This is a genomic window from Collinsella sp. i05-0019-G5 (assembly GCF_042851345.1).
Taxonomy (GTDB): Bacteria; Actinomycetota; Coriobacteriia; order Coriobacteriales; family Coriobacteriaceae; genus Collinsella.
The window spans coordinates 715,354-739,769 of the sequence record NZ_AP031421.1 but is presented as its reverse complement, the minus strand read 5'-3'; the positions used below and the strand labels follow the sequence as shown (position 1 = coordinate 739,769).

The following is a 24,416-nucleotide window of genomic DNA, read 5'->3' as shown; positions in this document are numbered from 1 at the left end:
TTGTTCGTATTACCTGCCATTTCCTAATGCACAAACATGCGCACAAATTTGTGCTTCCAGCTTGCGTAGGGCGCATACCGAAACGGCACGTCCAGCCACGTTGCCTTGTTCACGATGCTCTTCTTATGGCTAAACGTATCGAAGCTCTCGCGGCCATGGTACTGCCCCATGCCGCTCGCGCCCATGCCGCCAAAGCCCATATGGCTCGTAGCCAGATGCATGATCGTGTCGTTGACGCAGCCGCCGCCAAAGGGCACGTAGCGCACAAAGCGCTGCTGAACCGCGCGATCCTGACTAAAGATATACAGGGCCAGCGGCGTCGGACGATCCGTAATAAACGCTTCGGCCTCGTCTAGGCTCTCAAACGTCAGCACCGGCAAGATGGGGCCGAAAATCTCCTCCTGCATCACGGCGTCCTCAGGCGCCACGCCGTCTAGGATCGTCGGCTCAATTTTGAGCGACGACTCGCGCGCCGTTCCTCCCAGCACAACCTTATCGGGGTCGATCAGCCCGCGCACGCGCGCAAAATGCTTGGCGTTGACAATATGACCGTAGTCCTCGTTGTCGAGCGGGTGCTCGCCAAACATGCGACGGACCTCCTCCTTGATGAGACCCAACAGCTCATCGTGCACGCGCACGTCGACCAGCAGGTAGTCGGGCGCCACGCAGGTCTGGCCCACGTTGAGCCATTTACCAAATGCGATACGCCGCGCCGCGACCTTCAGGTTTGCCGTCGCATCCACGACACAGGGGCTCTTTCCGCCCAGCTCAAGCGTCACGGGCGTAAGGTTTTTACTCGCGCGCTCCATGACGAGCTTGCCAACCGGAACACTACCGGTAAAGAAGATCTTGTCCCAGCACTCATCGAGCAGCGCTTGGTTTTCGGCGCGCCCGCCCTCGACAACCGTCACCAGGCGCGGATCAAATGCCTCTTCACAGATTTGCTTGAGCACCGCACTCGATGCCGGAGCATAGGCACTCGGCTTGATGACCACGGTATTGCCCGCGGCAAGAGCCCCGGCGAGTGGCTCGAGCGTCAGCAAAAACGGATAGTTCCAGGGCGCCATGATAAGCGTGACGCCATAGGGCACGGCTTGCGTTTTGCACACGCTCACGGCGTTAGCGAGGTCACACGGACGCAGGCGCGGACGACTCCATCGAGCCACATGAGCGATGTGATGACGAATCTCGGAAAGCGACGTGCCGATCTCGCACATATAGGCCTCGTCATGCGACTTTCCCAAATCGGTCTTGAGCGCATGGGCAATATCGGCCTCGTGGGCCCGCACCGCATCGCGCAGGCGCACCAGTGCGCGGCGGCGAGCATCGACATCAAACGTAGCGTGCGTCTTAAAGTAGGTGCGCTGATCGCCGACGATGCGCGCAATTTCCTCGGTGTTCATGGACCCTCCTAGTTCTCGTCCTCAAACATACCACCTGCAACAACTTCGTACATATGCTCGAGCTCCAGGCGGTCCATCAAAAGCGGAACGGGGTACAGCGGATTGGCCTCGGCATCGGCATGTGCCGCCATTTGCGGAATATCGGAGCGGCGAATACCCGTCACATACTTGGGAATGTCCAAGGCGGCGTTCATTCGATCGACCCAATCGATAAAGGCCTCGGCCGCCAGGCTGTCCTGCGCGTTAACCGGCGCGATGCCGGCCATGCGGGCGAGATCGGCGAGCTTGGGAGCAGCAGCTTCGCCATAGGCGCGAAGCATATGCGGCAGGATAATGGCGTTAGCCAAGCCGTGCGGAATCCCGTAACGCCCGCCCAAGCTGTGTGCGATGGCATGAACGTATCCAACATAGGAGCGCGTAAAGGCAACACCCGCCTTATACGCCGCCGCAAGCATATTGCGACGTGCGTGCATGTTGTCGCCATGCTCATAGGCCTCGAGCAAATTGTCGTGGATGAGCTGAACCGCCCGTCGCGCCATCTTGCGCGTATAGGGCGTGGTGCTTCGCCCGATAAAGGCCTCGACGGCATGCGTCAGGGCGTCCATCCCCGTCTGCCCCGTAATGGAGGCGGGCAGGCCGCGCGTAAACTCGGGGTCGCGCACCGCAAGGCGCGGGATAAGCACAAAGTCGTTAATGGGGTATTTATAGTGCGTCTCGTCATCGGTGATAACCGCCGCGAGCGTGACTTCGCTTCCCGTACCGGCGGTAGTGGGAACCGCAATAAGCAGCGGCAGGAGACGGTGGACGCGCAACAGGCCACGCATCTTGTTGATGGGCTTGTTTGGCTGCGCGATACGTGCCCCCACGCCCTTGGCACAGTCCATGGCCGATCCTCCGCCAAAGCCGATAATGGCCTGGCAGTCGTTCTCTCGATACAGGGACGCCGCTTCCTCCACGTTTGAGACCGTAGGGTTCGCACGCGTTTCGGCATAGACCGTAACACCAATCCCCTGAGCCGTAACCGCACGCTCGAGTGATGCCGTGAGCCCCAGACGGGCAATGCCGGGATCCGTCACGATAAGGACCTTCTGGATCGAGCGCTTTTGAAGCACTGTGGGCACATCCTCGGCATGCTCTAAAATGTGCGGCTCGGTATAGGGCAGGATCGGCAATGCAATGCGAAAAACCGTCTGATATGTTCGGCACCAGGCACGACGGGCTAGATGCATAAAGGAAACTCCCTCATTTGTTGATTGGTCAACATTTGCTCGACCGATTGTACTCAGCGACGGTCAAAGACGGCCTGCCAATCGTTAATCAATCAACATCTTCATATCTCAAAATTGTTTTATTAAAAATCATTCCTAATAGGCTTCACATTTGGTTGCATTTATGGATAATAGAACTCGTCAAGACGCACGTCCGGAGAGGGCCCTTACGGGACCGGACGAGCGCGCAATCGCCATCGATCGAAAGGATCGAATCATGAAGTTTGTTTGCCCCGTTTGCGGTTATGTGGAAGAGTTCGACGGCGACCAGCTGCCCGAGGATTTTAAGTGCCCCCAGTGCGGCGTTCCCGGTTCTCGTTTCCTGAAGCAGGAGGAGGGCCAGCTCGAGTGGGCCGCCGAGCACGTCGTGGGCGTCGCCAAGATGGAGGGTGTCTCTGAGGACATCGTTGCCGACCTGCGCGCCAACTTTGAGGGCGAGTGCTCTGAGGTCGGTATGTACCTGGCCATGGCTCGCGTCGCTCATCGCGAGGGCTATCCCGAGATCGGCCTGTACTGGGAAAAGGCTGCCCACGAGGAGGCCGAGCATGCCGCCAAGTTCGCCGAGCTCCTGGGCGAGGTCGTGACCGACTCCACCAAGAAGAACCTCGAGATGCGCGTTGAGGCCGAGAACGGCGCCACCGCCGGCAAGACCGATCTTGCCAAGCGTGCCAAGGCCGCCGGCCTCGATGCCATCCACGACACCGTGCACGAGATGGCTCGCGACGAGGCCCGCCACGGCAAGGCTTTCGCCGGCCTGCTCAAGCGCTACTTTGGCTAAGCCAACCGCCTGAGACATAACCTCAAGCTCGATGAGGCCCGGACCGTATTGGTTCGGGCCTTTTTCGTGCCTCACGAACTTGTTAACGCCCTGAAATAGGACCGCCTTCGGCATCGGCTTCTCGTCAAAAACTAAGTGAGTAGACTTTTTGGAACTTGCCGAGCACACCACCCATATTGCTTTATAAAGCCGCAGGTAAATGACTTGTTGCAAAACGGCCTGGTCGCCAAAGTGCTAAAAGCCTACTCACTTAGAACCGCAGCCGTCCACGATCGAGCCATTTTGTGTCTAGCGGGCATCTTTCCGTCGATTACTCCCAATTTTGTCCAGTCAACGAATAGTTCAGACCGGAGTAATGCCTCAGCCCTTTGCTCATCTGAGCTTTTATCACGATATTCAGCATCGAGCATCCTGCATACGGCCTTAACGATCGCGCGGAATCTATCCTCATCCGATATCTGTCTGTATGTCAGGAGAAGCACATCGTAGCCCATGGCCTGAAGGGCCGTCATGCGGTCAGCGTCACGCAAGCCATCCCCTGCGCGTCCGTGCGAGGCCTTTCCCTGACATTCAATGGCCACCTGTCGCCTACCGTCCGGTGAAGAAAGAAGTAGGTCGATATATACACGGGACTTTCCCACAATCGCTCGAGCACTTGTGCCTAGCATCACTTCAACATTAAGCTCTATGTCGCAAAAACCTTCGCCTCCCAGGGATCGCGGCAGTGCAAGTAGCAAATACGCCTCGACCTCAAAAGGCGACGCGGCACCCAATGGAACGAATTGCGATACCGCCATAAATCTATTGCCGTAACGCATCCCGCAAACATCTGAACAAAAACGGTCAAGGTCTCTGCCCAAAACCAAAGCGTCTCGACGCCATAAATTTGAAGCGGTGCCGTCCTCGGACGGGCAGCGCACCCAACCCAACGTCGTCGAAATCGCGCCCGAATCAATTGCACGCGTAAGCTCCGCCTCAAGTGCCGCCGGCAGAGCACACACCGCAAACAGGCCGCACATCTCCGCCAACACAAAAAGAAGCTGAAGATCCGTCAGATGCCGCGACATGATGAATGCCGTCAGTAGAGGAGACGTAATCAAAAATCCATGCTCCGTTTCCAGCACGGATTCCCTGGGGGGCTCACCAAGGAACAGCCGCTGCCTAATGCTGGTAGGACAAGTCCGTTTGTTTCTCGTCTGAACCAATGTATACAACGGAAAACCGAGCGCGACCGCAGCCGTCGGGTTGCGGGCGAGATCATATCGCTGCCGGTCTTCTTCCGGTCGTGGAAGCGGCGGACACAGAGCGCGGACCTGAGGGGGCAAACGCCAGTACCTAAAAGCCGATATGTCACAAAGTAGATCTTTCATAGGCACAGGAAAACACGAATTTCAACCCAGTCAGTCACGCATTGGCGCGAACGCGCCAAAAATGGTGCCGAACGGACTGCCAAGTTTTCAACAGCCCTCCCCAACTGGCCAAAAGCTTGCCGAGAGCTGGACGAAGTTCTGTTGAAAACCCCATTTTTTTCTCATGCAGAAACTTTGCGCGACAAGTGAGTAGACTTTTTTGAACATCCCGAGCAGCCCGGTCATCCTGCTTTTCAAAACCGCAGGTAGATAGCTTGTTACAAAACTGCCTGGTCGCCAAAGTTCCAAAAGCCTACTCACTTAGGTTGCAGAGTGCTCCCATTAGCTGCGATTCCAAGGTATTTAGCGCTTTTGGACTCAAATCGTCATACTGAACAAGAATTTGACTTGAGTTTTCAGGGACAGATGCGCCATCGGCACACCAATAACAGTCACTGATATCGACAAAAGGGATACTCGAGCGCGTGAGGGCCCGCACAAAAGAGCTTCCGCCCGCTCCACGCTCCGCAACCACGATACAGTAAAGGCCCGCGTCTGCATGCTCGATCGAGACCTCTCCTGCCGGAAATACCTTCCGCACAAGCGCCATCAGGCCATCACGCGCCTCGCGAGCACGAACGCGCACGCGGTTCACATGTCGCTCGTAATCACCCGATTCCAGCAAACGCGCCAAAGCGACCTGATCAACAGAGCTCACCGACGAGGCGTAGAAACCAAGGTTGCGCCTAAACCGCTCCATCAACTCATCGGGCAACACCATGTACGCCAAACGCAACGCCGATGAAAGGCTCTTCGAAAACGTGTTGGTGTAGATAACCGACTGGGCGGCATCGATCGACGCGAGCGCGGGAATCGGCTTCCCGGCAAGGCGAAACTCACAATCAAAGTCATCTTCGATGAGATACCGACCTGGTCGCTCGGCGGCCCAGCTCAGAAGCGCATAGCGCCGCGCAATGCTCGTCACAAGGCCGGTCGGATACTGATGGGACGGCATCAGATGAAGTACATCGGTCCCGGTTTTCTGCAGAGCGCTCAAGTCCACGCCCTCATCATCCAACGGGATATGTCGAACTTTGCAGCCCATAGCCTGATAGATGCGCGTCAGACGTAAATAGCCCGGGTCCTCAACGGCATACACCTTGTCAGCGCCAAGCAACTGAACCAACATGGTATCGAGCAGCTGGGCGCCCGCGCCGATAACAATGTTATTGGGATCGACATTCATGCCCCTTGTCCCACGCAGGTGGTGAGCAATTGCGCGTCGCAGCCGAGCGGTGCCCTGCGCCGGTGCGGGCGAAAAGATTTCGCGCTCATCTTCGGATGCCAGCGTCGCCCGTAGTGCGCTTTGCCAAAGCCGCGCCGCCTCCAAAGCGGAAGGAGAAAGTGCATCGAATCGCTCGACCTGTCCGTTGACATCATGCGCGCTGGGACCCGCAGAGGCGGCATCTCGGTCGATGCCCTCCGCAGCCGAAGCCAAAACCGGTGCATCCGGAAGCTCGCAAGCGTAGTAGCCACGACGCGGCATTGAGCAAATATAGCCCTCGGCAAGTAACTGGCTATATGCATTCTCGATGGTAATGACACTGATTCCCAGATGACTGGCAAAGGCGCGCTTAGACGGAAGATGCTCCCCCGCCGCAATACGTCCAGCAACAATATCATCTCGAATTTTCTGGTAAACATACTCATAAAGCGATGCTTCGCCGCGTTTTTCCAAATTGTAGTCAAGCATGAGCCTATCACCTGACCTTATTAAGCCATTCAATCTGGTATTAGTCTGACCTTGTTATTATCTTGAAAACTGAGTATTTCGCCATACCCAGCTCCCCGATAGGATGTTCCGTCAAGCAATGCACATGCCAACCAAGGGAGCAACCATGGCAGAACAGACCAGCAAGGCCGATCGCGTCAAACTCAATCGCGAGCTCGCGCAGATGCTCAAGGGCGGCGTCATCATGGACGTCACCACACCCGAGCAGGCGCGCATCGCCGAGGAGGCAGGCGCCTGCGCCGTCATGGCACTCGAGCGCATTCCGGCCGATATCCGTGCCGCGGGCGGCGTCTCGCGCATGAGCGACCCCAAGATGATCAAGGGCATCCAGGAGGCCGTCTCCATCCCTGTTATGGCCAAGTGCCGCATCGGGCACATTGTCGAGGCGCAGGTCCTGCAGGCCATCGAGATCGATTACATCGACGAATCCGAGGTTCTCTCCCCCGCCGACGATGTCTACCACATCGACAAGACCCAGTTTGACGTCCCGTTTGTCTGCGGTGCCCGCGACCTGGGCGAGGCGCTGCGCCGTGTTGCCGAGGGCGCCACGATGATCCGCACCAAGGGCGAGCCGGGCACGGGCGACGTGGTCCAGGCCGTGCGCCACATGCGCAAGATCCAAAAGCAGATCCGCGACGTTGTTGCCCTGCGCGATGATGAGCTCTTTGAGGCAGCCAAGCAGCTGCAGGTTCCGGTCGAGCTGGTGCGCGAGGTCCATGCCACGGGCAAGCTTCCCGTCGTGAACTTTGCCGCCGGCGGCGTAGCGACCCCCGCCGACGCCGCGCTGATGATGCAGCTGGGCGCCGAAGGCGTCTTTGTGGGCTCGGGCATCTTTAAGAGCGGCGACCCGGCCAAGCGCGCCGCCGCCATCGTCAAGGCCGTGGCCAACTTCACCGACGCCAAGCTCATCGCTGAGCTTTCGGAGGACCTGGGCGAGGCCATGGTGGGCATCAACGCCGACGAAATTGAGATCATCATGGAGGAGCGCGGGCGCTAGTCCAGCAGAAAGGATCGCACATGAGCGATTACGCAGACCAGACGGTCGCCGTGCTGGCGGTCCAAGGTGCTTTTGCCGAGCACGAAGCGAGGCTGTCCGAGCTGGGCGCACACTGTATTGAGCTGAGGCAGGCGGCTGATTTGAAGCAGGACTTTGACCGTCTGGTACTTCCCGGCGGCGAGTCTACCGTTCAAGGGAAGCTGCTTGATGAGTTGGGCATGCTCGAGGAGCTTCGTGCCCGTATCGCTGAAGGCATGCCCGTCCTGGGCACCTGCGCCGGCCTGATTCTACTGGCTCACGACCTTGCAGCCCACGACGATAAGGGGACGCCGCGCCTGGCAACCATGGATGTACTTGTCGAGCGCAATGCCTACGGCAGGCAGCTCGGCAGCTTTCGAACCAAGGGGCAGGTAGCCGGCATCGACGGTGAAGTGCCGCTGACGTTTATCCGCGCGCCCCGCATCGTCGAGGTCCACGGCGACGCCAAGGCCTTAGCGAAAGTCGACGAGCGCATCGTCGCCGCCCGCCAGGGCAACCAGCTCGGCGTAACCTTCCACCCCGAACTCGACGAAGACACCCGCCTCCACGAACTGTTCCTACAAATGTAGGCAGAAAACAAACGAGCGTGGATTTTCGGACGCATAGCAAATGAGAGTGGATAATCTCCCACTTTGAGCTTGAATGCAGGCTCAAACCGGGAGATTATCCACTCTCATGCTATGCAGTCATTTAAGAACGTCCCCAATGACTACTTCGACAACACCGATGTTTTGGTACCGACAGCGAAAACCCGCCAGAGCGAGCAAGGTGCCTTGAAACGAGGCGGCATTGACCTTCTGGTCATGCCGCCGAAGTTGAAAGGCAGATTGCCGCTCTGGCGGGTTTGCAGCGTCAAGCGGTTACGGCGTTTGGTAAAACGCCGTAACTAATTAAAAGCGATTGCCGCGGAAGCCGCCACCGTTGCGGCCGCCACGATCGCCACCGCGGCCGCCGCGGTCGTTACCGCGGTTGCCGCCGAAGCCGCCACGGTTGCCACCGCGATCGCCATAGCCACCACGGTTGCCGCCAAAGCCGCCGCGACCGCCACGGTCGCCGCCACGGTCACCAAAGCCGCCACGGCCACCGCGATCGCCACCGCGACCGCCACGGTCGCCGCCACGGCCACCGCGATCACCAAAGCCGCCGCGACCGCCACGGTCGCCGCCACGGCCACCGCGATCGTCACGGCCGCCGCGAGGACCGCGGTCCTCGTCCAGGCCCATGGCGACGAGCGGAGCGATAACCTTATCGAGAGCGGCCATCAGCTCGGTGGCCTCCTCGTAAGAAAGCTCGGGCAGGAGCTTCTCCTTCTTGTTGGCAAGCTCGACCAGGCCCTCAGCGGCATCCTCGGCAGCGAAGACGACGATCTTGCGCATATCGCCCTCGGCGTCGTCGATGCGGCCGACCAGATCGGCAGCCTCGGCCTCGGCCATCAGGCCATCGAGCTCACGAAGGCGCATGCCCAGTAGGTCGGACATTTCCTTCTGCTCCATCTTGGGCTTGAGGTCAAGAAGCTTGATGGCGCGCTCGATGTTCGCCATGCGCTCGGCCTTGGCCTCCTCCTCCTTGGAAATAGCAAAGCGACGGCTACGCAGCAGGCGGGCGGCCTTCTGCATCTTGTCCATCAGCTCTTCGTCATCGTAATCAACGGCGGCCTCGGCAACCTCGGCCTCCTCCTCGGCGGAAACCTCGTCAGCAGCCTCAACCTCGGCAGCTTCGGTCTCCACGGTCTCGACTGCCTCAACCTCGGCAGCCATGGTCTCGTTCTCGGTCTCGTTCATGATCTCTTCGTTCTCAGACATGAGACTCCTTCTTGGCCCTCTCGGGCATCATCGCCCCATTCGCGGGGCCCGTCGCGCACTCTTTGCGCTTTAAACATTCATGCCTCTCGGCAAAACGTCCATTAGTTTATGGTGTCGCCATTCAATCTAGCTGCAGAATCTATGTGCACACATTAATGCGACATGTGCGACTCGCGACGAGCGTACACCAGCGACGTCGCGAACCCAACCACGGCAATTGCAGCCGCCACACGCACGGCTGCCGCAAATCCAATCGCCTGGGCAACGTCGGTCGCAACGCCAGCGGCGCCGGCAGTCGCCGCAGAACTCGAGAGCAGGCCGATAAACAGCGACGGGCCAAACGATGCGGCAATCATGTTCCACGTGTTGAGCAATGCTGTTCCGTGAGGATGCTCAGCGACAGGCAGCGTCTCCAAGCCGGCCGTTTGCGAGGGGCTCAGCACCAAACCGACTCCGGCATACACAACAACGGTCAGCGCCACGACGACGCCGATGTTCATGCTTGCGGCCGTCATCGAGATGGCAGTCTGCCCCACGGCGATCAGGGCAAAGCCGACCGGCAGCAGCGGCCATGCGCCACGGGCGTCCATCACGCGTCCGCCCACAATCGAGGTCACGGCATTGCAGGCAATCGCCGGCAAAATGAGCAAGCCCGCAACAAGGGCGGTCATGCCGTATGCGCCCTCAAAATAGAGCGGCAACAAAACGCTCATCGAGAACGTCGTCATCATCGACACCACCACAAGCAGACACGCAGGCCAAAAACGAACGCCCGCCATGGGACGCACGTTAAGCACCGGATGCTCGAGCTTGAGCTGGTGGGCCGCAAACAGGCCGAGCAGCACAATGGCGGCGAAGAGCGTCGCGATGCCGGCAATCAGATTGGTCGAGAACTCGCCTACGGAATACACAAATGCCGTAATACCGGCGGCGAGCAAAACAACCGACAGAATATCAAGCGTGGCGTTCGAACGCTCTCCGACATTCTGAACGAGCTTTACGCCCGCCGCAGCGACCACAATGCCGCCCACCAGCGGCACTACGAACACCGCCCTCCAGCCAAACAACGTGCACATGAGACCGCTGATCACGGGTCCAAACGCCGGCCCCAGCGTAATGCAGGCACCGCCCAGGCTCAGATACAGACCGAGCTTCTCGCGCGGAGCGCAAGACAGCACTACGTTCATCATGAGCGGGAACAAGATACCCGATCCCGCAGCCTGCAAAATACGGCTTGGCAGTAAAACGCTAAACGACGGAGCGACCAGGCACAGGACTTCGCCGGCGACCATGCATCCGCATGCGAAAAACAGCAGATTGCGTGTCGAGAAACGACCGGACAGGAAGGCCATGATGGCCGTAAAGATCGACGTCACGATCATGTAGCCCGAAACAAGCCACTGCGCCGTGGTGGCACTCACCGAAAAGGCCGCCATAATGTCGTGCAACGCCACGTTAATGATGTTCTCGTTAAACGCGGCGACAAAGGCTGCAGCATACATTACGACGAGAATCGCCGAGGCTGTCGACGGTGATTGAGTTTGCTTTTGGGATTTGGTCCCCATGAAATTCCTTCCTCTTAGAACGACAATCGCATCGCCCCAGAGGAACGGTCCAGGGCGAAAATGAGCCCTAGACTTACGCCAGACGCCGTACACGACGAATCTGACAACATGGTCCAACGTCGAAAGATTGTAACGCGGACGCGCAGCTTTCCTTCCGCGCTATTATTAAAAGTCCACGAAAGCATGAGACATGAGGAGCCCGCCATGATTAAGCCCATCATGAAATCCGAGTTCTTTTTACGCCTGCCTTCCGAAGACGCGGGACCCGACGACGCCGTGATCGGGCAAGACCTCCTGGATACGCTCCACGAGCATGAGCACGAGTGCGTGGGCCTCGCCGCCAACATGATCGGCGTGCGCAAACGCATCATCTGCGTAAAGGACGGCAACAGGGCGCTCCTGATGTACAACCCGCAAATTCTTGAGCAGGTCAATGCCTATCAAACGAGCGAAGGATGCCTCTCGCTGATCGGCGAGCGTCCCTGTACCCGCTATCGCCGCATTAAGGTTGAGTATTTGGACGAGAACTTCATCCACCGCATCAAAAACTTCTCGGGCTACACCGCCGAAATCATCCAGCACGAAATCGACCACTGCAACGGGATAGTGATTTAGTTCCGCCGATTCAAGAAAGCTCCCTGCAGCAAAACAACTGCAGGGAGCTTTTCATAGTGCGGAGCTTCTATCCCACTAGCTCTGACGGTAATGATCAAAGAAGTCGGCGAGGTCTTCGAGGGACTCTTTGAGTACTTCCATGCGCGGCAGGTACACGATGCGGAAGTGATCGGGCTCGGCCCAGTTAAAGCCGCCGCCGCGCGTGATCAGAATCTTCTTCTCGTGCAGCAGGTCGAGGGCAAACTGCTCGTCATCGGTGATGTTGAACTTCTTAACATCCATCTTGGGGAAGATGTAGAACGCCGCGCGCGGCTTGACCACCGAGATGCCGTCGATCTTGTTGAGCGCCTCATACACAAAGTTGCGCTGCTCGTAGACACGACCGCCGGGACGGATGTAGTCGTTAACCGACTGATGGCCGCCGAGCGCCGTCTGGACGATCGACTGAGCCGGCACGTTGGAGCACAGGCGCATGTTAGAGAGCATGTTGATGCCCATGATGAAGTCGCTCATGCAGCGCTGGTTGCCCGAAAGCACCATCCAGCCAATACGATAGCCCGCGATCATGTGCGACTTGGAAAGGCCGCTAAAGGTAACGCAGGGCAGATCGGGAGCGAGCGAGGCAATCGAGACGTGCTCGTAGCCGTCCATGCACAGGCGGTCGTAGATCTCATCGGCAAAGATCATGAGCTGGTGCTTGCGCGCAACCTCGACGATGCCCTCGAGCACCTCGCGCGGATAGACCGAGCCCGTGGGGTTGTTGGGGTTGATGATGACGAGGGCCTTGGTCGCGCTCGTGATCTTGGACTCCATATCCTCCAGGTCGGGATACCAATCCGCCTGCTCATCGCACAGATAGTGCACGGGATGGCCGCCGGCAAGGGTTGCGCACGCCGTCCAGAGCGGATAGTCGGGGCTGGGGATCAGAATCTCGTCGCCATTGTCGAGCAGCGCGTTCATCGAAAGCTGAATGAGCTCGGACACGCCGTTGCCCGTGTAGATATGCTCCATCTGAACATTGGGCAGGCCTTTGATCTGGGAGTACTGCATGATCGCCTTGCGCGCAGAGAACAGGCCGCGCGAGTTGGAATAGCCTTCGCAGTCGGGCAGCTGCTGACGCATATCCTTGATGACCTCGTCGGGCGTGCGGAAACCGAAGGGCGCCGGGTTGCCGATATTGAGCTTGAGGATGCGCTCGCCCTCGTCCTCCATACGGGCGGCCTCGTCGACGACGGGACCGCGCACATCATACAGGACGTTATCAAGCTTGGTGGATTTAGAAAAAGTACGCATGGTGGTGCTCCTTGGAATTTGAGCTGAGGGACTAGGTTCGGATTTGGCAACTTTACGGGACGGAGGGGTCTCACCTTGGTCGGCGTCACCGGCAAGCAGCCAGGTAACATCGACCTCCAAAATGCGGGCGAGCAGCTCGGCCACATCGCGCCGCGGGATCGTCTTGCCGCTCACATATTGGCTCATCTGACTCTTGCCGAGTTTTTTGCCGAGCATCTCCGATGCGCGGATCACGTCCGACTGGCGAACGTCGCGATCGGACATAGTCTGTCGCAGGCGATCGCTAAACGTCTCTTGGGCCACTAGAACCTCCTTGCTGGCAAAGTTCAATTTATAGAACACGAATTGAACCTGAGTTCAATTTAGGCAGCAGTATAGCGCGGCGCATTATCCGGAAGTTCAATTTCACAAGAAAATGTACCGAACCCCGAGAATTGTCCCAAAGCGGACAATGACGTGTACACGTTTAGAGGTATTCAAGGAATCGAGCGGCCGCGAGCGAAACATCGGCCGTTCGATATATGGCGTTGATCTGGCGATGGGGATGCCCCTCGAGTGGGCGCACGGCAACATCGAACTGACAGCGGCGCAAGATGAGCGCGGGTAGAATGCTCACGCCCAGGCCGTCCTCGACCATAGCCATAATCGCATAGTCATCCCAAGTCGACAGTTTTGAGCGCACTGTCAGTCCCGTCCGACGAAACAGCGGCGTAATCTCGTCATCGGTGCCGCGTTCTAGCAGAATAAACTGCTCGTTTGCCAAATCGGCAAGGGGAACGACCTCCGCCGCGGCAAGCGAGGAGTCCGCCGGCACTACCGCCATCAACTCGTCGCGCACCAAAGACCGCGATGCCATGCCGTTTTCTCGGGGTTCACGCGGGATAAAGCCCAGATCGCAGCGGCCCTCTGCCACCCATTGTTCAATCTCTGAGTAATCGCCCATCAGCAACTCGTAATCGACGTCCGGGTGATCGGCGCGAAAGCGCGCAATCACCGGCGGCAGCACGTGGGTCGCCACGCTCGAAAACGTACCGATGCAGATTTTGCCGCGCATGAGCCCGCGCATCTCATCCACCCGTCGCTGCAAGCGAGTGAATTCCTCACAGAGCGCTTCGACAGCCGGCATGACCTGCCGCCCATCGGCAGAAAGAGCCACGCCCTCGCGACTGCGGTCGAGCACCTTAAAGCCCCAGTCGGCCTCAAGATCGGCCACCATACGGCTCACGCCCGACTGCGAATAGCTCAGGCGCTCGGCAGCACGCGTAAAGCTTCCGGCGCGCACGGTCTCGAGCAGCACCTGCATCTTTTGAACATTCGTTTCCACGGCACCCCTCCACCTATGCATGAGCTTTTGTCATGTTATCTATGCATTATATTCGCTTTTCTTCTAAAGCCAGTTCACCCATAGTGAACATGCTCGGATATAGAGGGGATGGAAGCGCATGAACAACGGGCTGTTTACGTACTTAGCAGCATTGCTATTGTTTGGCTCCAACGGCATCATCGCCTCTGCCATCGCGTTGCCGAGCTCCGATATCGTGCTACTGCGCACGTTTTTGGGCGCCCTCTCGCTTGTCACTATCCTTGCCATCACCCAACGCCATAAGTTGCAGGCGCCATCTCGCCTCCGCGAAGCCGCAGCCCTCCTCCTTTCGGGAGCCGCGCTGGGCGCCAGCTGGATTTTTCTGTTCCGCGCCTACCAGACGATCGGCGTCGACGTATCCTCGCTGCTGTACTACTGCGGCCCCATCATTGTCATGGCGCTCTCCCCGCTCATCTTTGGCGAAAAGCTGACCGGCGGCAAAATCGCCGGCTTTGTCGCCGTTGCTTGTGGTGCTTTTCTCATTGCAGCGCAAGGTCTAGGCGGCAATATGCCCATTGCGGGTATCGTCTGCGGTATCGCCTCGGCATTTTGCTATGCGCTGATGGTCATCGCTAGCAAGGGTGCGCCACACATCGAAGGCCTCGAGAACTCCACGCTCCAGGTGAGCGCCGCCTTTGTGACCGCGCTGGTCCTCACGCTCATCACGCAGGGCGCTCCCTCATTCCTGTCCGCCGGCGTCGCCACCAGTATTGATTGGCGCGCCGTCGTCATGCTCGGCGTCGTCAACACCGGCATCGGCTGCCTGCTCTACTTTAGCGCCGTCGCCAAACTGCCCGTCCAGACCGTCGCCGCCGTCGGCTACCTCGAGCCGCTTTCGGCGGTCGTGTTCTCGGCCGTCCTTTTGGGCGAAGCCATAACACCGGTCCGTCTGATGGGCGCCGTGCTTATCATCGGCGGCGCGATCTTTTGCGAACTCGCCGGCAAACGCGCAAACGCCAAGGCTGGCATCGCCCAGGCAGCACGTGCTTAAAGCCCCTGCTTTGAAATGCTACCTGCGTAGATAAATAATCCCCAGCTGAGGATTATTGTCTAAAATAACCCGATGTGCCAAACTGCTCTTGTATGTATAAAGACGGCATAAAGTTTTTTGTCCTAGACAGATAACCGGATGTCTAAGGGAGTCCTCGTGGCACACAATAAACTGGAGGCAAACCTCCAAGACCAGCACGGGCAAGGCGGGCACGGAGCCATCCCCCTCTCCGCTGGCATGCTGCTCGTAACGCTCGGCGTCGTCTATGGTGACATCGGCACGAGCCCCATGTACACCATGAAATCAATCGTCGCCAACAACGGCGGCATCGGTACCGTCAGCGAGGACATGATCCTGGGCGCGCTTTCGCTCGTCATCTGGACCATGACGCTCGTGACCACGGTCAAGTACGTAGTAATCGCCATGAAGGCCGACAACCACAACGAAGGCGGCATCTTCGCCCTGTTCAGCCTCGTACGCAAGGTGGCACCATGGCTGATTCTGCCCGCCATGATCGGCGGTGCGGCACTGCTTGCCGACGGCATCCTCACCCCCGCCGTCACGGTCACCACAGCCATCGAGGGTCTGCGCACCATCGAATGGGGCCATGCGCTGCTGGGCGACGGCCAGACCAACGTCATCATCATCACAATCATCATTATCTGCGGCCTATTTGCCATGCAGCGCGCCGGCACCTCGTCAATCGGCAAGCTCTTCGGCCCGCTCATGACGCTGTGGTTCCTGTTCCTGGCAGGCGCCGGTCTGTTCAACATGCTCGGCAACCTGTCCATCTTGCGCGCGCTCAACCCCATCCGCGGCATTATGTTCCTGTTCTCGCCCATCAACCATTCGGGCATTATGGTGCTCGGCTTTGTCTTCCTGTCGACAACCGGTGCCGAGGCACTCTACTCGGACATGGGCCACGTGGGCAAGGCAAACATCTATGCATCCTGGCCATTTGTTAAGGCGGCCCTTATCCTCAACTATCTGGGTCAGGGAGCTTGGCTACTCGCCAATAACTCCAACCCCCAGATGCTCGCGATGGATATCGTCAACCCGTTCTATATGATGCTCCCCGAGCCCCTGCGCCCCTTTGCCATCGTGCTTTCGGCCGTGGCGGCCATCATTGCCTCGCAGGCGCTCATCACCGGCTCGTTCTCGCTGGTATCCGAGGCAACGCGTCTCAACCTTATGCCGCATCTGCGCATCCACTACCCCAGCGATACCAAGGGCCAGCTCTATATTCCGCTCGTCAATAACATCATGTGGGTCGGCTGCATCTTCATCGTGCTGCTGTTCCAAAACTCCGAGCGCATGGAGAGCGCCTACGGCCTCGCCATTACCGTGACCATGCTCATGACCACGACGCTTTTGACGAGCTACATCGCCGGCATCCTCAAGCACAGGCTGGGTGCCTGCGTCTTCGCCCTGCTCTTTGGTGCCATTGAGCTGTGCTTCTTCGCCTCGTGCCTCACCATGTTCTTTGACGGCGGCTACGTCATGATCTTCCTGGCCGCACTGCTGTTTGGCCTTATGTACGTGTGGCGCCGCGGCACCGCCATCGAGCGCACGCAGACGATTCTGTTGCCCGTCTCCAAGTACATCGATCAGCTCAACCGCCTGCGCAACGACGAGACCTATCCCGTGCTCGCCGACAATCTGGTATTTCTCACCAACAGCCCCGACCCGCTCACGCTCGACCGCGACGTGCTCTATTCCATCCTGGATAAGCATCCCAAGCGCGCCAAGGCATATTGGTTCATTAACGTGCACGTTACCGACGAACCCTATACGCACGAGTATTCCGTCGAGACCTTTGGCACGGACTTCCTCTTCCGCGTTCGCCTGGACCTGGGCTTTAAAGTCAACCAGCGCGTCAACGCTTATCTGCGTCAGATCGTCGGCGACTTGATGGCATCGGGCGAGCTGCCGCCGCAACATCACATCTACTCCATCTACGAGACACGCGGCAACGTGGGTGACTTCCGCTTTTGTATGCTGCGCAAGATGCTTGCCCCCGAAACGGACATCAACCGCAATGACCACCGCGTGATGGCCATCAAGTACGCCGTCCGCCGCGCCTGCGGAAGCCCGGCACGCTGGTACGGTCTTGAGAACTCGGCCATCATCATCGAGTACGTGCCGCTGTTTGCCCGCATGCGCCCGGCCGTTAAGCTCGTGCGCACCCAGGTGCCGCTCGAGGTTCAGATCGAAGAGGCCGAGGAAATGGAAGTCGACATCTTCTCGGACGACTTGGTCAACGGCAACGAGGCCGGTAGGGACATGAACGTCGATCCCACCGAGCTGCTCGAGAGCGTCGCCGATACGCCCGAACAGCAACTGCTCGACGGCCTCGAAAGTGAACAACTCAACGACGCCAACTTCTAGCGACGTCACAAATCAACGAAAGCGGCCCTGCACCTCACGGGAGATGCAGGGCCGTTTTGCATTGCGGTAAAGCTATCGGCTACGAACGGCGCGGCTCGGGAACCACGAGCCTATCGGGGCTCGCGCCCTCGGCATCCATCAGGCTCACGTAGCGAATCGACGGATCCCCATACATCGCGTAGTAATAATTGCCCGTGCGCGCGCTAAAGCATCCGGTGTAGATAGTCTTCTCGAACTTGCCATCGCCCATCCTGGACGCTCCCTCGATCATTACCACGCCCTCGAGCGAGCGGAACATGCGAACGACGTTTTCGGTCTCGCTCTCCTTTTGCGGGTAATTGGCATTGAGGTACGCCGCCTTTACAAAACGGCTCGGCGAATAGCAATCGCCCGGAATGCCGCGCATGCCGGCACCGGCTCCATAGGGCTTGAGCTCGGCGCCACGCCATGTCGCCGTCTGCGGAAAATCGCTTGTGGCGGTGATATAGGTGCGCAGGTTTTCCATGTGCCACGGGAAGGTCGGCTGGTTGGCAAGGGTGTCGACCGGATCGTCGTATACATGCAGGCCGTCAGCCATCATCTCGACCACGATGCTGCGCTGGCTGTCGCCGATAATCCAATGGAGCAGCGACACGCCCAGCCCCTCTCCGGCAGATTTGGCGACAATCACCGTGTCGCGCAGCGCGGCCTCGACCTCATCGACCGTCGAGAACGTCGCTGCCACCCACAGGGGGAACTCATAGGCCGCGATATTGGTCTTGCCGTCGACAGGGTCCTCGGCATACTCGGCATAACCCGGGAAATTGAGACCCGCCACGGCGAGGCCCGCATCGTTGCCGCAATCGAAGAACATAGGGTAGTTCCTGTAATCGATGCACATACCAATCACCGCGTGCGCCGCTGTCGCGTCGTCGATAAACGAATACGGAATGTGAAACCCGCGCGGCATCACGCGAACCTGTTGGCCGTAGTCAAAGCTCCAGTCGAGATTGCGGCCCAGATACATGTGGCCAGAATTATCGGTAAATCGAATACTCGTACACATAGCGCCTCCTAGCTTTACGTTCTTGCTAATTTCATTGTCTCCAAACAAAAAGGCGCTAAACACAAAAGCCCGGACATGACAACAATGTCACGCCCGGACTATTCAAGCAGGATAAACTCAACCAAGTTAACCCCGCAGGTCGTCTAAGGGGTCAAAGTGCCGCAGATTGCCACGAAAGAGGAGCAAAGCGTACTTAAGGTACGCGAGCGACGATTGAGCGGCAAGGTGCGGTGCTTTGACCCCTTAGACCAACTTTCCTAGACAGTGATCGATCATATGCTGGATCATCTGTGCCTCAAAGCCCGCGTAGTCGCGGCGGCACTCCTTCATCTTGCCGTCGACGATCTGGTCAAAGGCAACCTTGCACTTGATGTAGCGCGTGGACTTGGTGACCTCCTCGTGCGTCAGGCAGCTCTCCTCCATCTTGCTGGCACCCAGGCCAAACACCAGACGGGGGTTGTAGAGCACATGGGGCTCGCCGGCGTCGTCCAGATAGACGCAGACCTTCTTGGTGACGCCGATCTGGTTGGCGGCCAAGCAGCCGGCATCATCGAGCGACTTGATGGTATCAATCAGATCCTGAGCGACCGACTCGTCCTCGACAGTCGCAACCTCGCAACGCTGAGACAGGATAGCCTCGTCGCGGCAGAGCTCTTTAATCATACGTTCCTCCATAGGGGTCGTTGTAACTGCTTAAGTATACGGTACCCACTCATTTTCATGCGAAAAATACCGTCCGTCTGCTACAAAGCGCCGAACATCAACATGCGAGGAACAACAGCGTCGTAAAGGGGCTATAGTGAGTGAGTTCGTGTCAATCGGCCTAAACTCGGGGCCGAACAAGGAAAGGGTATGCATGGACGAACTATTTCACGTCAGCGAGCGCAAGTCCACAATCGGGACCGAACTTCGCGCTGGACTGACAACATTCCTGGCGATGGCCTACATCATCGCCGTCAACCCCGCGGTGCTCTCGGGCGCTGGCATCGATGCGGGAGCGCTCGCCTGCGCCACCTGCCTGGGCGCCGGCATCATGACCATCTGCATGGGCATCTTCGCCAACCGCCCGCTCGCCTGCGCGTCGGGCTTAGGCGTCAACGCGATGATCGCTGGAATCGCCACCACCGTCTGCGGCGGTGACTGGCACGTGGCCATGAGCGTCATCTTCCTTGAGGGCGTCGTCATCTTGCTGCTCGTGCTTTGTGGCCTGCGCGAGGCCATCATGGACGCCATCCCCGTGGTTCTGCGCCACGCTATCTCGGTGGGCCTGGGCCTGTTCATCGCCATGATTGGCCTGTGCGATGCCGGCATTATCACCGCTGGCGCCGGTACACTCGTCGGTCTGGGCGACATCACCTCCCCCACCTTCATCGTCGGCATCATCTCCATCCTGGTGACGGTCGCCCTCGCCTGCCGCAACGTCCCCGGCTCGCTGCTCATCGGCATCGTCGTCGCCGTCATCGCCGGTATCCCCCTAGGTGTGACCCAGGCTCCGACCGGTATCATCGCCCCGCTCGACTTCTCGAGCATCGGTGGCCCCATCGCCGACGCCGGCGGCGTGCCCGCCATCGTCAAGGTCCTTACCGACCCCACGCTCCTCGTCATCTCGTTCTCGCTGCTCATGAGTGACTTCTTCGACACCATGGGCACCGCGATGGCCGTGGCCAAGCAGGGCGAGTTCCTCACCGACGACGGCAACGTCGAGAATATCAAGGAGATCCTGATCGTCGACTCCGCCGCCGCCGCTGTGGGCGGTTTCATGGGCGTCTCCTCCATCACCACCTTCGTCGAGTCCACCTCTGGCGCTGCCGACGGTGGCCGCACGGGCCTCACCTCCGTCACCACCGGCGTGCTGTTCATTCTCGCTGCGTTCTTCTCCCCCATCGTCACCATCGTTTCCAGCGCCGCCACCTGCGGCGCCCTGGTCTACGTCGGCTACCTCATGATGAGCGAGGCCTCCGAGATCGACTGGTCCGACGTGTCGCAGGGTTTCCCGGCGTTCATGATTGTCGCCGGCGTGCCCTTCACCTACTCCATCTCTGCCGGCATTGGCCTGGGCTTTATCGCCTACGTGATCGTCGCGCTCTTTAAGGGCGAGGCTTCCAAGATCAAGCCGCTCATGTGGATCGCAGCCCTTGCCTTCCTCGTCTACTTCTTCGTGGCGTAACAGCATAGTCTGCTAAAGCAAAACAACAAGGCGCGGAATCGCATCGAGCGGCTCCGCGCCTTTCTTTTAGCGTCTGCCCCCGTGCCAGCGTGCGACAATTGAGGCTGTCAATATCACAACACCGAGAGAAGCCTGCCTTGGAAGTGCATCAGAAGCAGATAACCGTTTATTCAGAGTGTGCAGAAGGCGCGCCCGTCATCTACCTCCCCGTGGTTATGGGCGACGGTAGTGAAGTCTACGAGCGCTGCCGAGAGCTCGACTGCCCGCCGTTCACCCTTGTCGCCATCGGAGGACTCGATTGGAATCGCGAGTTGAGCCCCTGGGAATGTGAGGGAACTATACGAGATGCCGAGCCCTTTGGCGGACAGGCTGCTGGTTTTCTTGACGAGTTGTTGAAGCAGATAATCCCCCAGGCCGAATCATCGCTCCCGCAACCACCCGCCTGGCGCGGCGTTGCCGGCTACTCGTTGGCGGGCCTCTTTTCGCTTTGGGCCCTCTGGCAGACCGGTACCTTTGACCGCGCCGCAAGTGCATCGGGGTCGCTGTGGTTCCCCGGCTTTATCGACTACGCGCGAGAGCGCACGATGACAGCCACGCCCGACGCCGCCTATCTGTCGCTCGGTAAAAAGGAAACCAAGACGCCCAACCGCATGATGCGGCACGTACTCGACGATACGCGTGCGATGGAAGAGCTGTTTATCGAGCATGACATTCCAACAACGCTGGAGCTCAACCCCGGCAACCACTTTGCCCAAACTGACCTGCGCATGGCGCGCGGCATCCACTGGATACTGACGCATTAAAAATGGCGTCCACGCGTACATACGCATGGATGCCATTTTTAATTTGGCTGAACGCAGCTACTATTCGGCAGTCTCCTCAAGCTCGGAAGTATCGAACTCAAAGTCATTACCGGGCAGGATGGCGTTGAGCACAATGCCCACCAGCGAGCCCACGGCAAGGCCCGAAAGCGAAATCGTCACGCCGCCCAGCTCCAGCACGATGGCACCGGCGGTACTGTAGGCAATGCCGAGCGAAAGCACGAGCACCAAAGCCGCAACCAGCACATTGCGGTTGTTCTGGAAATCAACCTGATTCTCGATAAGGTTGCGAACGCCCACGGCACTGATCATGCCGTAGAGCACGAGCGACACGCCGCCGATTACACACGCCGGCATAGCAGCGATCACAGCAGCAAACTTGGGGCAGAACGAAAGCACGATGGCGCAGCAGGCGGCAATGCGAATCACGCGCGGGTCGAACACGCGCGTCAGGGCAAGCACGCCGGTGTTCTCGCCATACGTCGTATTGGCGGGGGCGCCAAAAAGCGATGCCAAGATGGTCGCCAGGCCATCGCCGAGCAAGGTACGGTGCAGACCGGGATCGGCAATGTAATTGCGTTCGCAGGTAGAGCCAATGGCGGAGATATCGCCGATATGCTCGATCATAGTTGCAAAGGCCAGCGGCATGATGGTGATGATGGCCGTCGTGGCAAGACCGCTATCGAACTGCGGTCCAAAGAGCGCAAACACGGTGTTGTCCCACACGACGGGCAAGCCAACCCAGGGGGCAGCTGCGACGCCAGAGAAGTCGACCTCACCCAACGCAGCCGCAACGGCATAGCTCACCACCACGCCCAGCAGAATCGGCACGATCTTGACCATGCCGCGGCCCCAGATGTTGCAGATGATGATCACGGCCACAGCGATAACGGCGACAAGCCAGTTGGTCTGACAGTTGGCAATGGCAGAGCTCGCTAGGATCAGGCCGATGGAAATGACGATGGGGCCGGTCACCACCGGCGGAAAGAAGCGCATGACACGTTTGGCGCCAAATGCGCGGAACAGCGCCGCCAGCACCGGATAGAGCAGGCCGGCGCAGGCAACGCCCAGGCAAGCGTAGGGCAAAAGCTCGGCCTCGCCGTTGGGTGCAATGGCGGCATAACCCGCGATAAAGGCAAACGACGAGCCCAGAAACGCGGGCACCTTACCACGCGATAGAAAATGAAACAGCAGCGTGCCGATGCCGGCGAACAGAAGCGTCGCCGAAACGGAAAGGCCGGTGAGCACGGGCACGAGCACCGTGGCTCCGAACATCGCAAACATGTGTTGCAAACCCAACACGAACATGCGCGGGCGGCCGAGCGATGATGCATCGTAGATGGCATCGGTGACGGCGGGCGTCGAGGATTGGGACATGGAAGTCCTTTCATGATGGAAGGGCGATCAGGCATATCGGATAACCTGCCCGAACGATACGATCCGGACCATTGTACGTGATACGTCATGTCTCGCGCGCGCCGTCACCTGCAAGCGGTAGCGTTACTTCCAAACGCGCTCGGCAATGCGCTTGACCAGCGCGATCTTTGCCCACTGTTCGTCCTCGGTCAGCTTGTTGCCAATCTCGCAGCTGGCAAAGCCGCACTGGGGCGACAGGTACAGGTTCTCGAGCGGCACATACTTTGCGGCCTCGTGGATACGTTCGACGATAACGTCCTCGTCCTCAAGCTCAGCCGCCTTGGTGGTCACCAGACCCAGCACGACCTTCTTGCCGGGAGCAACGTACTTGAGCGGCTCAAAGCCACCGGCGCGTGGCGTATCGAACTCAAGGTAGAACGCGTCAACGTTCTCATGTACGAACAGGTACGGCGCAATGGGATCGTAACCACCCTCGAAGGCATACGTGGAGTGATAGTTGCCGCGGCACACGTGCGTGTTGATAACCAGATCGTCGGGCTTGCCCGCGATGGCGGCATTGTTGAGCGCCACGCCCAGCTCGCTCACCTTTTGCAGGTCAACCGGGCTCATGCCGGCCTTGGACACAAAGTCGGTATCGCAATAGATGCCCCAGGTGCAGTCATCAAATTGGATGTTGCGGCAGCCTGCTGCGTACAGGTCGGCGATCACCGTGCGATAAGCGGCCGCAATGGCGTCGGCAAGTTCCTCATCGGTCTTATAGACAGCGCGCAGGCTCTCCTGCTGGCCGTCGCAGCGATCGAGCGTGACCTCAGAGAACGTCTGGATCGGCGCCGGAATGGTCTGGCGTGCGACCTGGCCCTCCCCCTCAAGCGCCTTGACGAACTTAAAATGCTCGACGAACGGGTGGTTCTCGCCGCTAATGGGACCAGTAACCACGGCGGTGTCGGCCGTCGTCTCCTCATCATGGAACATATAACCCGTGCGTGAGGTGCGGCGCTCAATGCCGTTAAGGCCCCACATAAAATCGAGGTGCCAGTAGCTGCGGCGGAACTCGCCATCGGTGATCACCTGCAGGCCGGCGGCCTTCTGCTTGGCCACCAAATCGCGAATGGCATCGTCCTCGACGGCCTTAAGGCCGGAAGCGTCGAGTTTACCCGCGACATAGGCGGCACGGGCGTCCTTTACAGCCTGCGGACGAAGAAAGCTGCCGACGATATCGGCGCGAAACGGCGCGTTCGGTTGAATCGAAGTGCTCATAGATATCTCCCTTTGCATTGGTTGCTTTACCGGGACAGAGTATGAGCGCTCATATGACCATCGTAAAATATACGTTTATAACAGTTTGATATAGATGTTTCCTATA

21 protein-coding genes are annotated in these 24,416 nt (G+C 58.8%); 9 read left to right on the top strand and 12 right to left on the bottom strand.

Features of this window, described 5'->3' with window-relative positions; all coding sequences use genetic code 11:
* Positions 1 to 23: 23 nt before the first annotated feature.
* Both ACGHIZ_RS03305 and ACGHIZ_RS03300 read right to left on the bottom strand, forming a co-directional pair.
* On the bottom strand, positions 24 to 1,403 hold the full coding sequence (locus tag ACGHIZ_RS03305) for an aldehyde dehydrogenase (RefSeq protein ID WP_368141078.1): 1,380 nt from the start codon (positions 1,401 to 1,403) through the stop codon (positions 24 to 26).
* A gap of 8 nt (positions 1,404 to 1,411) precedes the next feature.
* Positions 1,412 to 2,632 carry an iron-containing alcohol dehydrogenase gene (locus tag ACGHIZ_RS03300; protein ID WP_390449168.1) on the bottom strand — a complete coding sequence of 407 codons (1,221 nt, stop codon included), beginning with the start codon at positions 2,630 to 2,632 and terminating at the stop codon, positions 1,412 to 1,414.
* Between the two features lie 253 nt (positions 2,633 to 2,885).
* On the opposite strand from ACGHIZ_RS03300, the gene ACGHIZ_RS03295 reads away from it, so the two are divergent.
* Positions 2,886 to 3,449 carry a ferritin family protein gene (locus ACGHIZ_RS03295; protein WP_070097113.1) on the top strand — a complete coding sequence of 188 codons (564 nt, stop codon included), beginning with the start codon at positions 2,886 to 2,888 and terminating at the stop codon, positions 3,447 to 3,449.
* Positions 3,450 to 3,691: 242 nt separating this feature from the next.
* Here the strand turns inward: ACGHIZ_RS03295 and ACGHIZ_RS03290 are convergent, their stop codons facing one another.
* Positions 3,692 to 4,573 carry a hypothetical protein gene (locus tag ACGHIZ_RS03290; protein WP_225093318.1) on the bottom strand — a complete coding sequence of 294 codons (882 nt, stop codon included), beginning with the start codon at positions 4,571 to 4,573 and terminating at the stop codon, positions 3,692 to 3,694.
* Between the two features lie 538 nt (positions 4,574 to 5,111).
* On the bottom strand, positions 5,112 to 6,551 hold the full coding sequence (locus tag ACGHIZ_RS03285; protein WP_006234492.1) for a PLP-dependent aminotransferase family protein: 1,440 nt from the start codon (positions 6,549 to 6,551) through the stop codon (positions 5,112 to 5,114).
* Between the two features lie 145 nt (positions 6,552 to 6,696).
* Between ACGHIZ_RS03285 and pdxS the strand changes: the two genes are divergently transcribed.
* From pdxS to ACGHIZ_RS03270, 3 genes are all read left to right on the top strand, one after another.
* Positions 6,697 to 7,587 (top strand): pyridoxal 5'-phosphate synthase lyase subunit PdxS, encoded by an 891-nt coding sequence (gene pdxS, locus ACGHIZ_RS03280; protein WP_022094325.1) that lies wholly within the window; start codon positions 6,697 to 6,699, stop codon positions 7,585 to 7,587.
* A gap of 20 nt (positions 7,588 to 7,607) precedes the next feature.
* Positions 7,608 to 8,195 (top strand): pyridoxal 5'-phosphate synthase glutaminase subunit PdxT, encoded by a 588-nt coding sequence (pdxT, locus tag ACGHIZ_RS03275; RefSeq protein WP_225093316.1) that lies wholly within the window; start codon positions 7,608 to 7,610, stop codon positions 8,193 to 8,195.
* 111 nt (positions 8,196 to 8,306) lie between these two features.
* Positions 8,307 to 8,516 carry a hypothetical protein gene (locus tag ACGHIZ_RS03270; protein WP_390449164.1) on the top strand — a complete coding sequence of 70 codons (210 nt, stop codon included), beginning with the start codon at positions 8,307 to 8,309 and terminating at the stop codon, positions 8,514 to 8,516.
* On the opposite strand, the gene ACGHIZ_RS03265 is transcribed toward ACGHIZ_RS03270, so the two are convergent.
* Both ACGHIZ_RS03265 and ACGHIZ_RS03260 read right to left on the bottom strand, forming a co-directional pair.
* A complete protein-coding gene (locus ACGHIZ_RS03265) occupies positions 8,517 to 9,428 on the bottom strand; it encodes a hypothetical protein (protein WP_368152512.1) in 912 nt (303 codons plus the stop codon). It lies immediately after the preceding gene.
* A 152-nt stretch (positions 9,429 to 9,580) separates the two neighbouring features.
* Positions 9,581 to 10,930 carry an MFS transporter gene (locus ACGHIZ_RS03260; RefSeq protein WP_390449160.1) on the bottom strand — a complete coding sequence of 450 codons (1,350 nt, stop codon included), beginning with the start codon at positions 10,928 to 10,930 and terminating at the stop codon, positions 9,581 to 9,583.
* Positions 10,931 to 11,197: 267 nt separating this feature from the next.
* On the opposite strand from ACGHIZ_RS03260, the gene ACGHIZ_RS03255 reads away from it, so the two are divergent.
* A complete protein-coding gene (locus tag ACGHIZ_RS03255) occupies positions 11,198 to 11,608 on the top strand; it encodes a peptide deformylase (protein WP_225093313.1) in 411 nt (136 codons plus the stop codon).
* A 75-nt stretch (positions 11,609 to 11,683) separates the two neighbouring features.
* Here the strand turns inward: ACGHIZ_RS03255 and ACGHIZ_RS03250 are convergent, their stop codons facing one another.
* Together ACGHIZ_RS03250 and ACGHIZ_RS03245 are read right to left on the bottom strand one after the other, a co-directional pair.
* The gene (locus ACGHIZ_RS03250) at positions 11,684 to 13,165 is read right to left on the bottom strand and encodes an aminotransferase class I/II-fold pyridoxal phosphate-dependent enzyme (RefSeq protein ID WP_276530462.1); all 1,482 of its coding nucleotides are present in this window, start codon (positions 13,163 to 13,165) and stop codon (positions 11,684 to 11,686) included.
* A 202-nt stretch (positions 13,166 to 13,367) separates the two neighbouring features.
* The gene (locus ACGHIZ_RS03245) at positions 13,368 to 14,225 is read right to left on the bottom strand and encodes a LysR family transcriptional regulator (protein ID WP_225093312.1); all 858 of its coding nucleotides are present in this window, start codon (positions 14,223 to 14,225) and stop codon (positions 13,368 to 13,370) included.
* 118 nt (positions 14,226 to 14,343) lie between these two features.
* Here ACGHIZ_RS03245 and ACGHIZ_RS03240 point away from each other — a divergent pair, with 118 nt between their 5' ends.
* Both ACGHIZ_RS03240 and ACGHIZ_RS03235 read left to right on the top strand, forming a co-directional pair.
* Positions 14,344 to 15,255, top strand: coding sequence for a DMT family transporter (locus ACGHIZ_RS03240; protein WP_390449156.1), 912 nt, complete (start codon positions 14,344 to 14,346; stop codon positions 15,253 to 15,255).
* 138 nt (positions 15,256 to 15,393) lie between these two features.
* A complete protein-coding gene (locus ACGHIZ_RS03235) occupies positions 15,394 to 17,643 on the top strand; it encodes a KUP/HAK/KT family potassium transporter (RefSeq protein ID WP_368141147.1) in 2,250 nt (749 codons plus the stop codon).
* Between the two features lie 79 nt (positions 17,644 to 17,722).
* Here ACGHIZ_RS03235 and bsh read toward each other — a convergent pair whose 3' ends face one another.
* Both bsh and ACGHIZ_RS03225 read right to left on the bottom strand, forming a co-directional pair.
* A complete protein-coding gene (gene bsh, locus ACGHIZ_RS03230) occupies positions 17,723 to 18,688 on the bottom strand; it encodes a choloylglycine hydrolase (RefSeq protein WP_035137018.1) in 966 nt (321 codons plus the stop codon).
* A gap of 243 nt (positions 18,689 to 18,931) precedes the next feature.
* Positions 18,932 to 19,351, bottom strand: coding sequence for a peptide deformylase (locus ACGHIZ_RS03225; protein WP_196025965.1), 420 nt, complete (start codon positions 19,349 to 19,351; stop codon positions 18,932 to 18,934).
* Positions 19,352 to 19,544: 193 nt separating this feature from the next.
* Between ACGHIZ_RS03225 and ACGHIZ_RS03220 the strand changes: the two genes are divergently transcribed.
* Positions 19,545 to 20,855 (top strand): NCS2 family permease, encoded by a 1,311-nt coding sequence (locus ACGHIZ_RS03220; protein WP_225093310.1) that lies wholly within the window; start codon positions 19,545 to 19,547, stop codon positions 20,853 to 20,855.
* Between the two features lie 143 nt (positions 20,856 to 20,998).
* Positions 20,999 to 21,658 (top strand): alpha/beta hydrolase, encoded by a 660-nt coding sequence (locus ACGHIZ_RS03215; protein WP_225094240.1) that lies wholly within the window; start codon positions 20,999 to 21,001, stop codon positions 21,656 to 21,658.
* Positions 21,659 to 21,718: 60 nt separating this feature from the next.
* Here the strand turns inward: ACGHIZ_RS03215 and ACGHIZ_RS03210 are convergent, their stop codons facing one another.
* Complete coding sequence (locus tag ACGHIZ_RS03210) at positions 21,719 to 23,053, bottom strand: uracil-xanthine permease family protein (protein ID WP_161160389.1); 1,335 nt, start codon at positions 23,051 to 23,053, stop codon at positions 21,719 to 21,721.
* 123 nt (positions 23,054 to 23,176) lie between these two features.
* On the bottom strand, positions 23,177 to 24,310 hold the full coding sequence (locus ACGHIZ_RS03205; protein WP_368141149.1) for a 5-methyltetrahydropteroyltriglutamate--homocysteine S-methyltransferase: 1,134 nt from the start codon (positions 24,308 to 24,310) through the stop codon (positions 23,177 to 23,179).
* Positions 24,311 to 24,416 lie beyond the last annotated feature (106 nt).

Bases quoted from the DNA above. Each gene is read 5' to 3' on its own strand.
- ACGHIZ_RS03305 (WP_368141078.1), bottom strand. From the start codon at position 1,403: ATGAACACCGAGGAAATTGCGCGCATCGTCGGCGATCAGCGCACCTAC.
- ACGHIZ_RS03300 (WP_390449168.1), bottom strand. From the start codon at position 2,632: ATGCATCTAGCCCGTCGTGCCTGGTGCCGAACATATCAGACGGTTTTT.
- ACGHIZ_RS03285 (WP_006234492.1), bottom strand. From the start codon at position 6,551: ATGCTTGACTACAATTTGGAAAAACGCGGCGAAGCATCGCTTTATGAG.
- pdxS (WP_022094325.1), top strand. From the start codon at position 6,697: ATGGCAGAACAGACCAGCAAGGCCGATCGCGTCAAACTCAATCGCGAG.
- pdxT (WP_225093316.1), top strand. From the start codon at position 7,608: ATGAGCGATTACGCAGACCAGACGGTCGCCGTGCTGGCGGTCCAAGGT.
- ACGHIZ_RS03270 (WP_390449164.1), top strand. From the start codon at position 8,307: ATGCAGTCATTTAAGAACGTCCCCAATGACTACTTCGACAACACCGAT.
- ACGHIZ_RS03265 (WP_368152512.1), bottom strand. From the start codon at position 9,428: ATGTCTGAGAACGAAGAGATCATGAACGAGACCGAGAACGAGACCATG.
- ACGHIZ_RS03260 (WP_390449160.1), bottom strand. From the start codon at position 10,930: ATGTATGCTGCAGCCTTTGTCGCCGCGTTTAACGAGAACATCATTAAC.
- ACGHIZ_RS03255 (WP_225093313.1), top strand. From the start codon at position 11,198: ATGATTAAGCCCATCATGAAATCCGAGTTCTTTTTACGCCTGCCTTCC.
- ACGHIZ_RS03250 (WP_276530462.1), bottom strand. From the start codon at position 13,165: ATGTCCGATCGCGACGTTCGCCAGTCGGACGTGATCCGCGCATCGGAG.
- ACGHIZ_RS03240 (WP_390449156.1), top strand. From the start codon at position 14,344: ATGAACAACGGGCTGTTTACGTACTTAGCAGCATTGCTATTGTTTGGC.
- ACGHIZ_RS03235 (WP_368141147.1), top strand. From the start codon at position 15,394: ATGTCTAAGGGAGTCCTCGTGGCACACAATAAACTGGAGGCAAACCTC.
- bsh (WP_035137018.1), bottom strand. From the start codon at position 18,688: ATGTGTACGAGTATTCGATTTACCGATAATTCTGGCCACATGTATCTG.
- ACGHIZ_RS03225 (WP_196025965.1), bottom strand. From the start codon at position 19,351: ATGATTAAAGAGCTCTGCCGCGACGAGGCTATCCTGTCTCAGCGTTGC.
- ACGHIZ_RS03220 (WP_225093310.1), top strand. From the start codon at position 19,545: ATGGACGAACTATTTCACGTCAGCGAGCGCAAGTCCACAATCGGGACC.
- ACGHIZ_RS03210 (WP_161160389.1), bottom strand. From the start codon at position 23,053: ATGTCCCAATCCTCGACGCCCGCCGTCACCGATGCCATCTACGATGCA.
- ACGHIZ_RS03205 (WP_368141149.1), bottom strand. From the start codon at position 24,310: ATGAGCACTTCGATTCAACCGAACGCGCCGTTTCGCGCCGATATCGTC.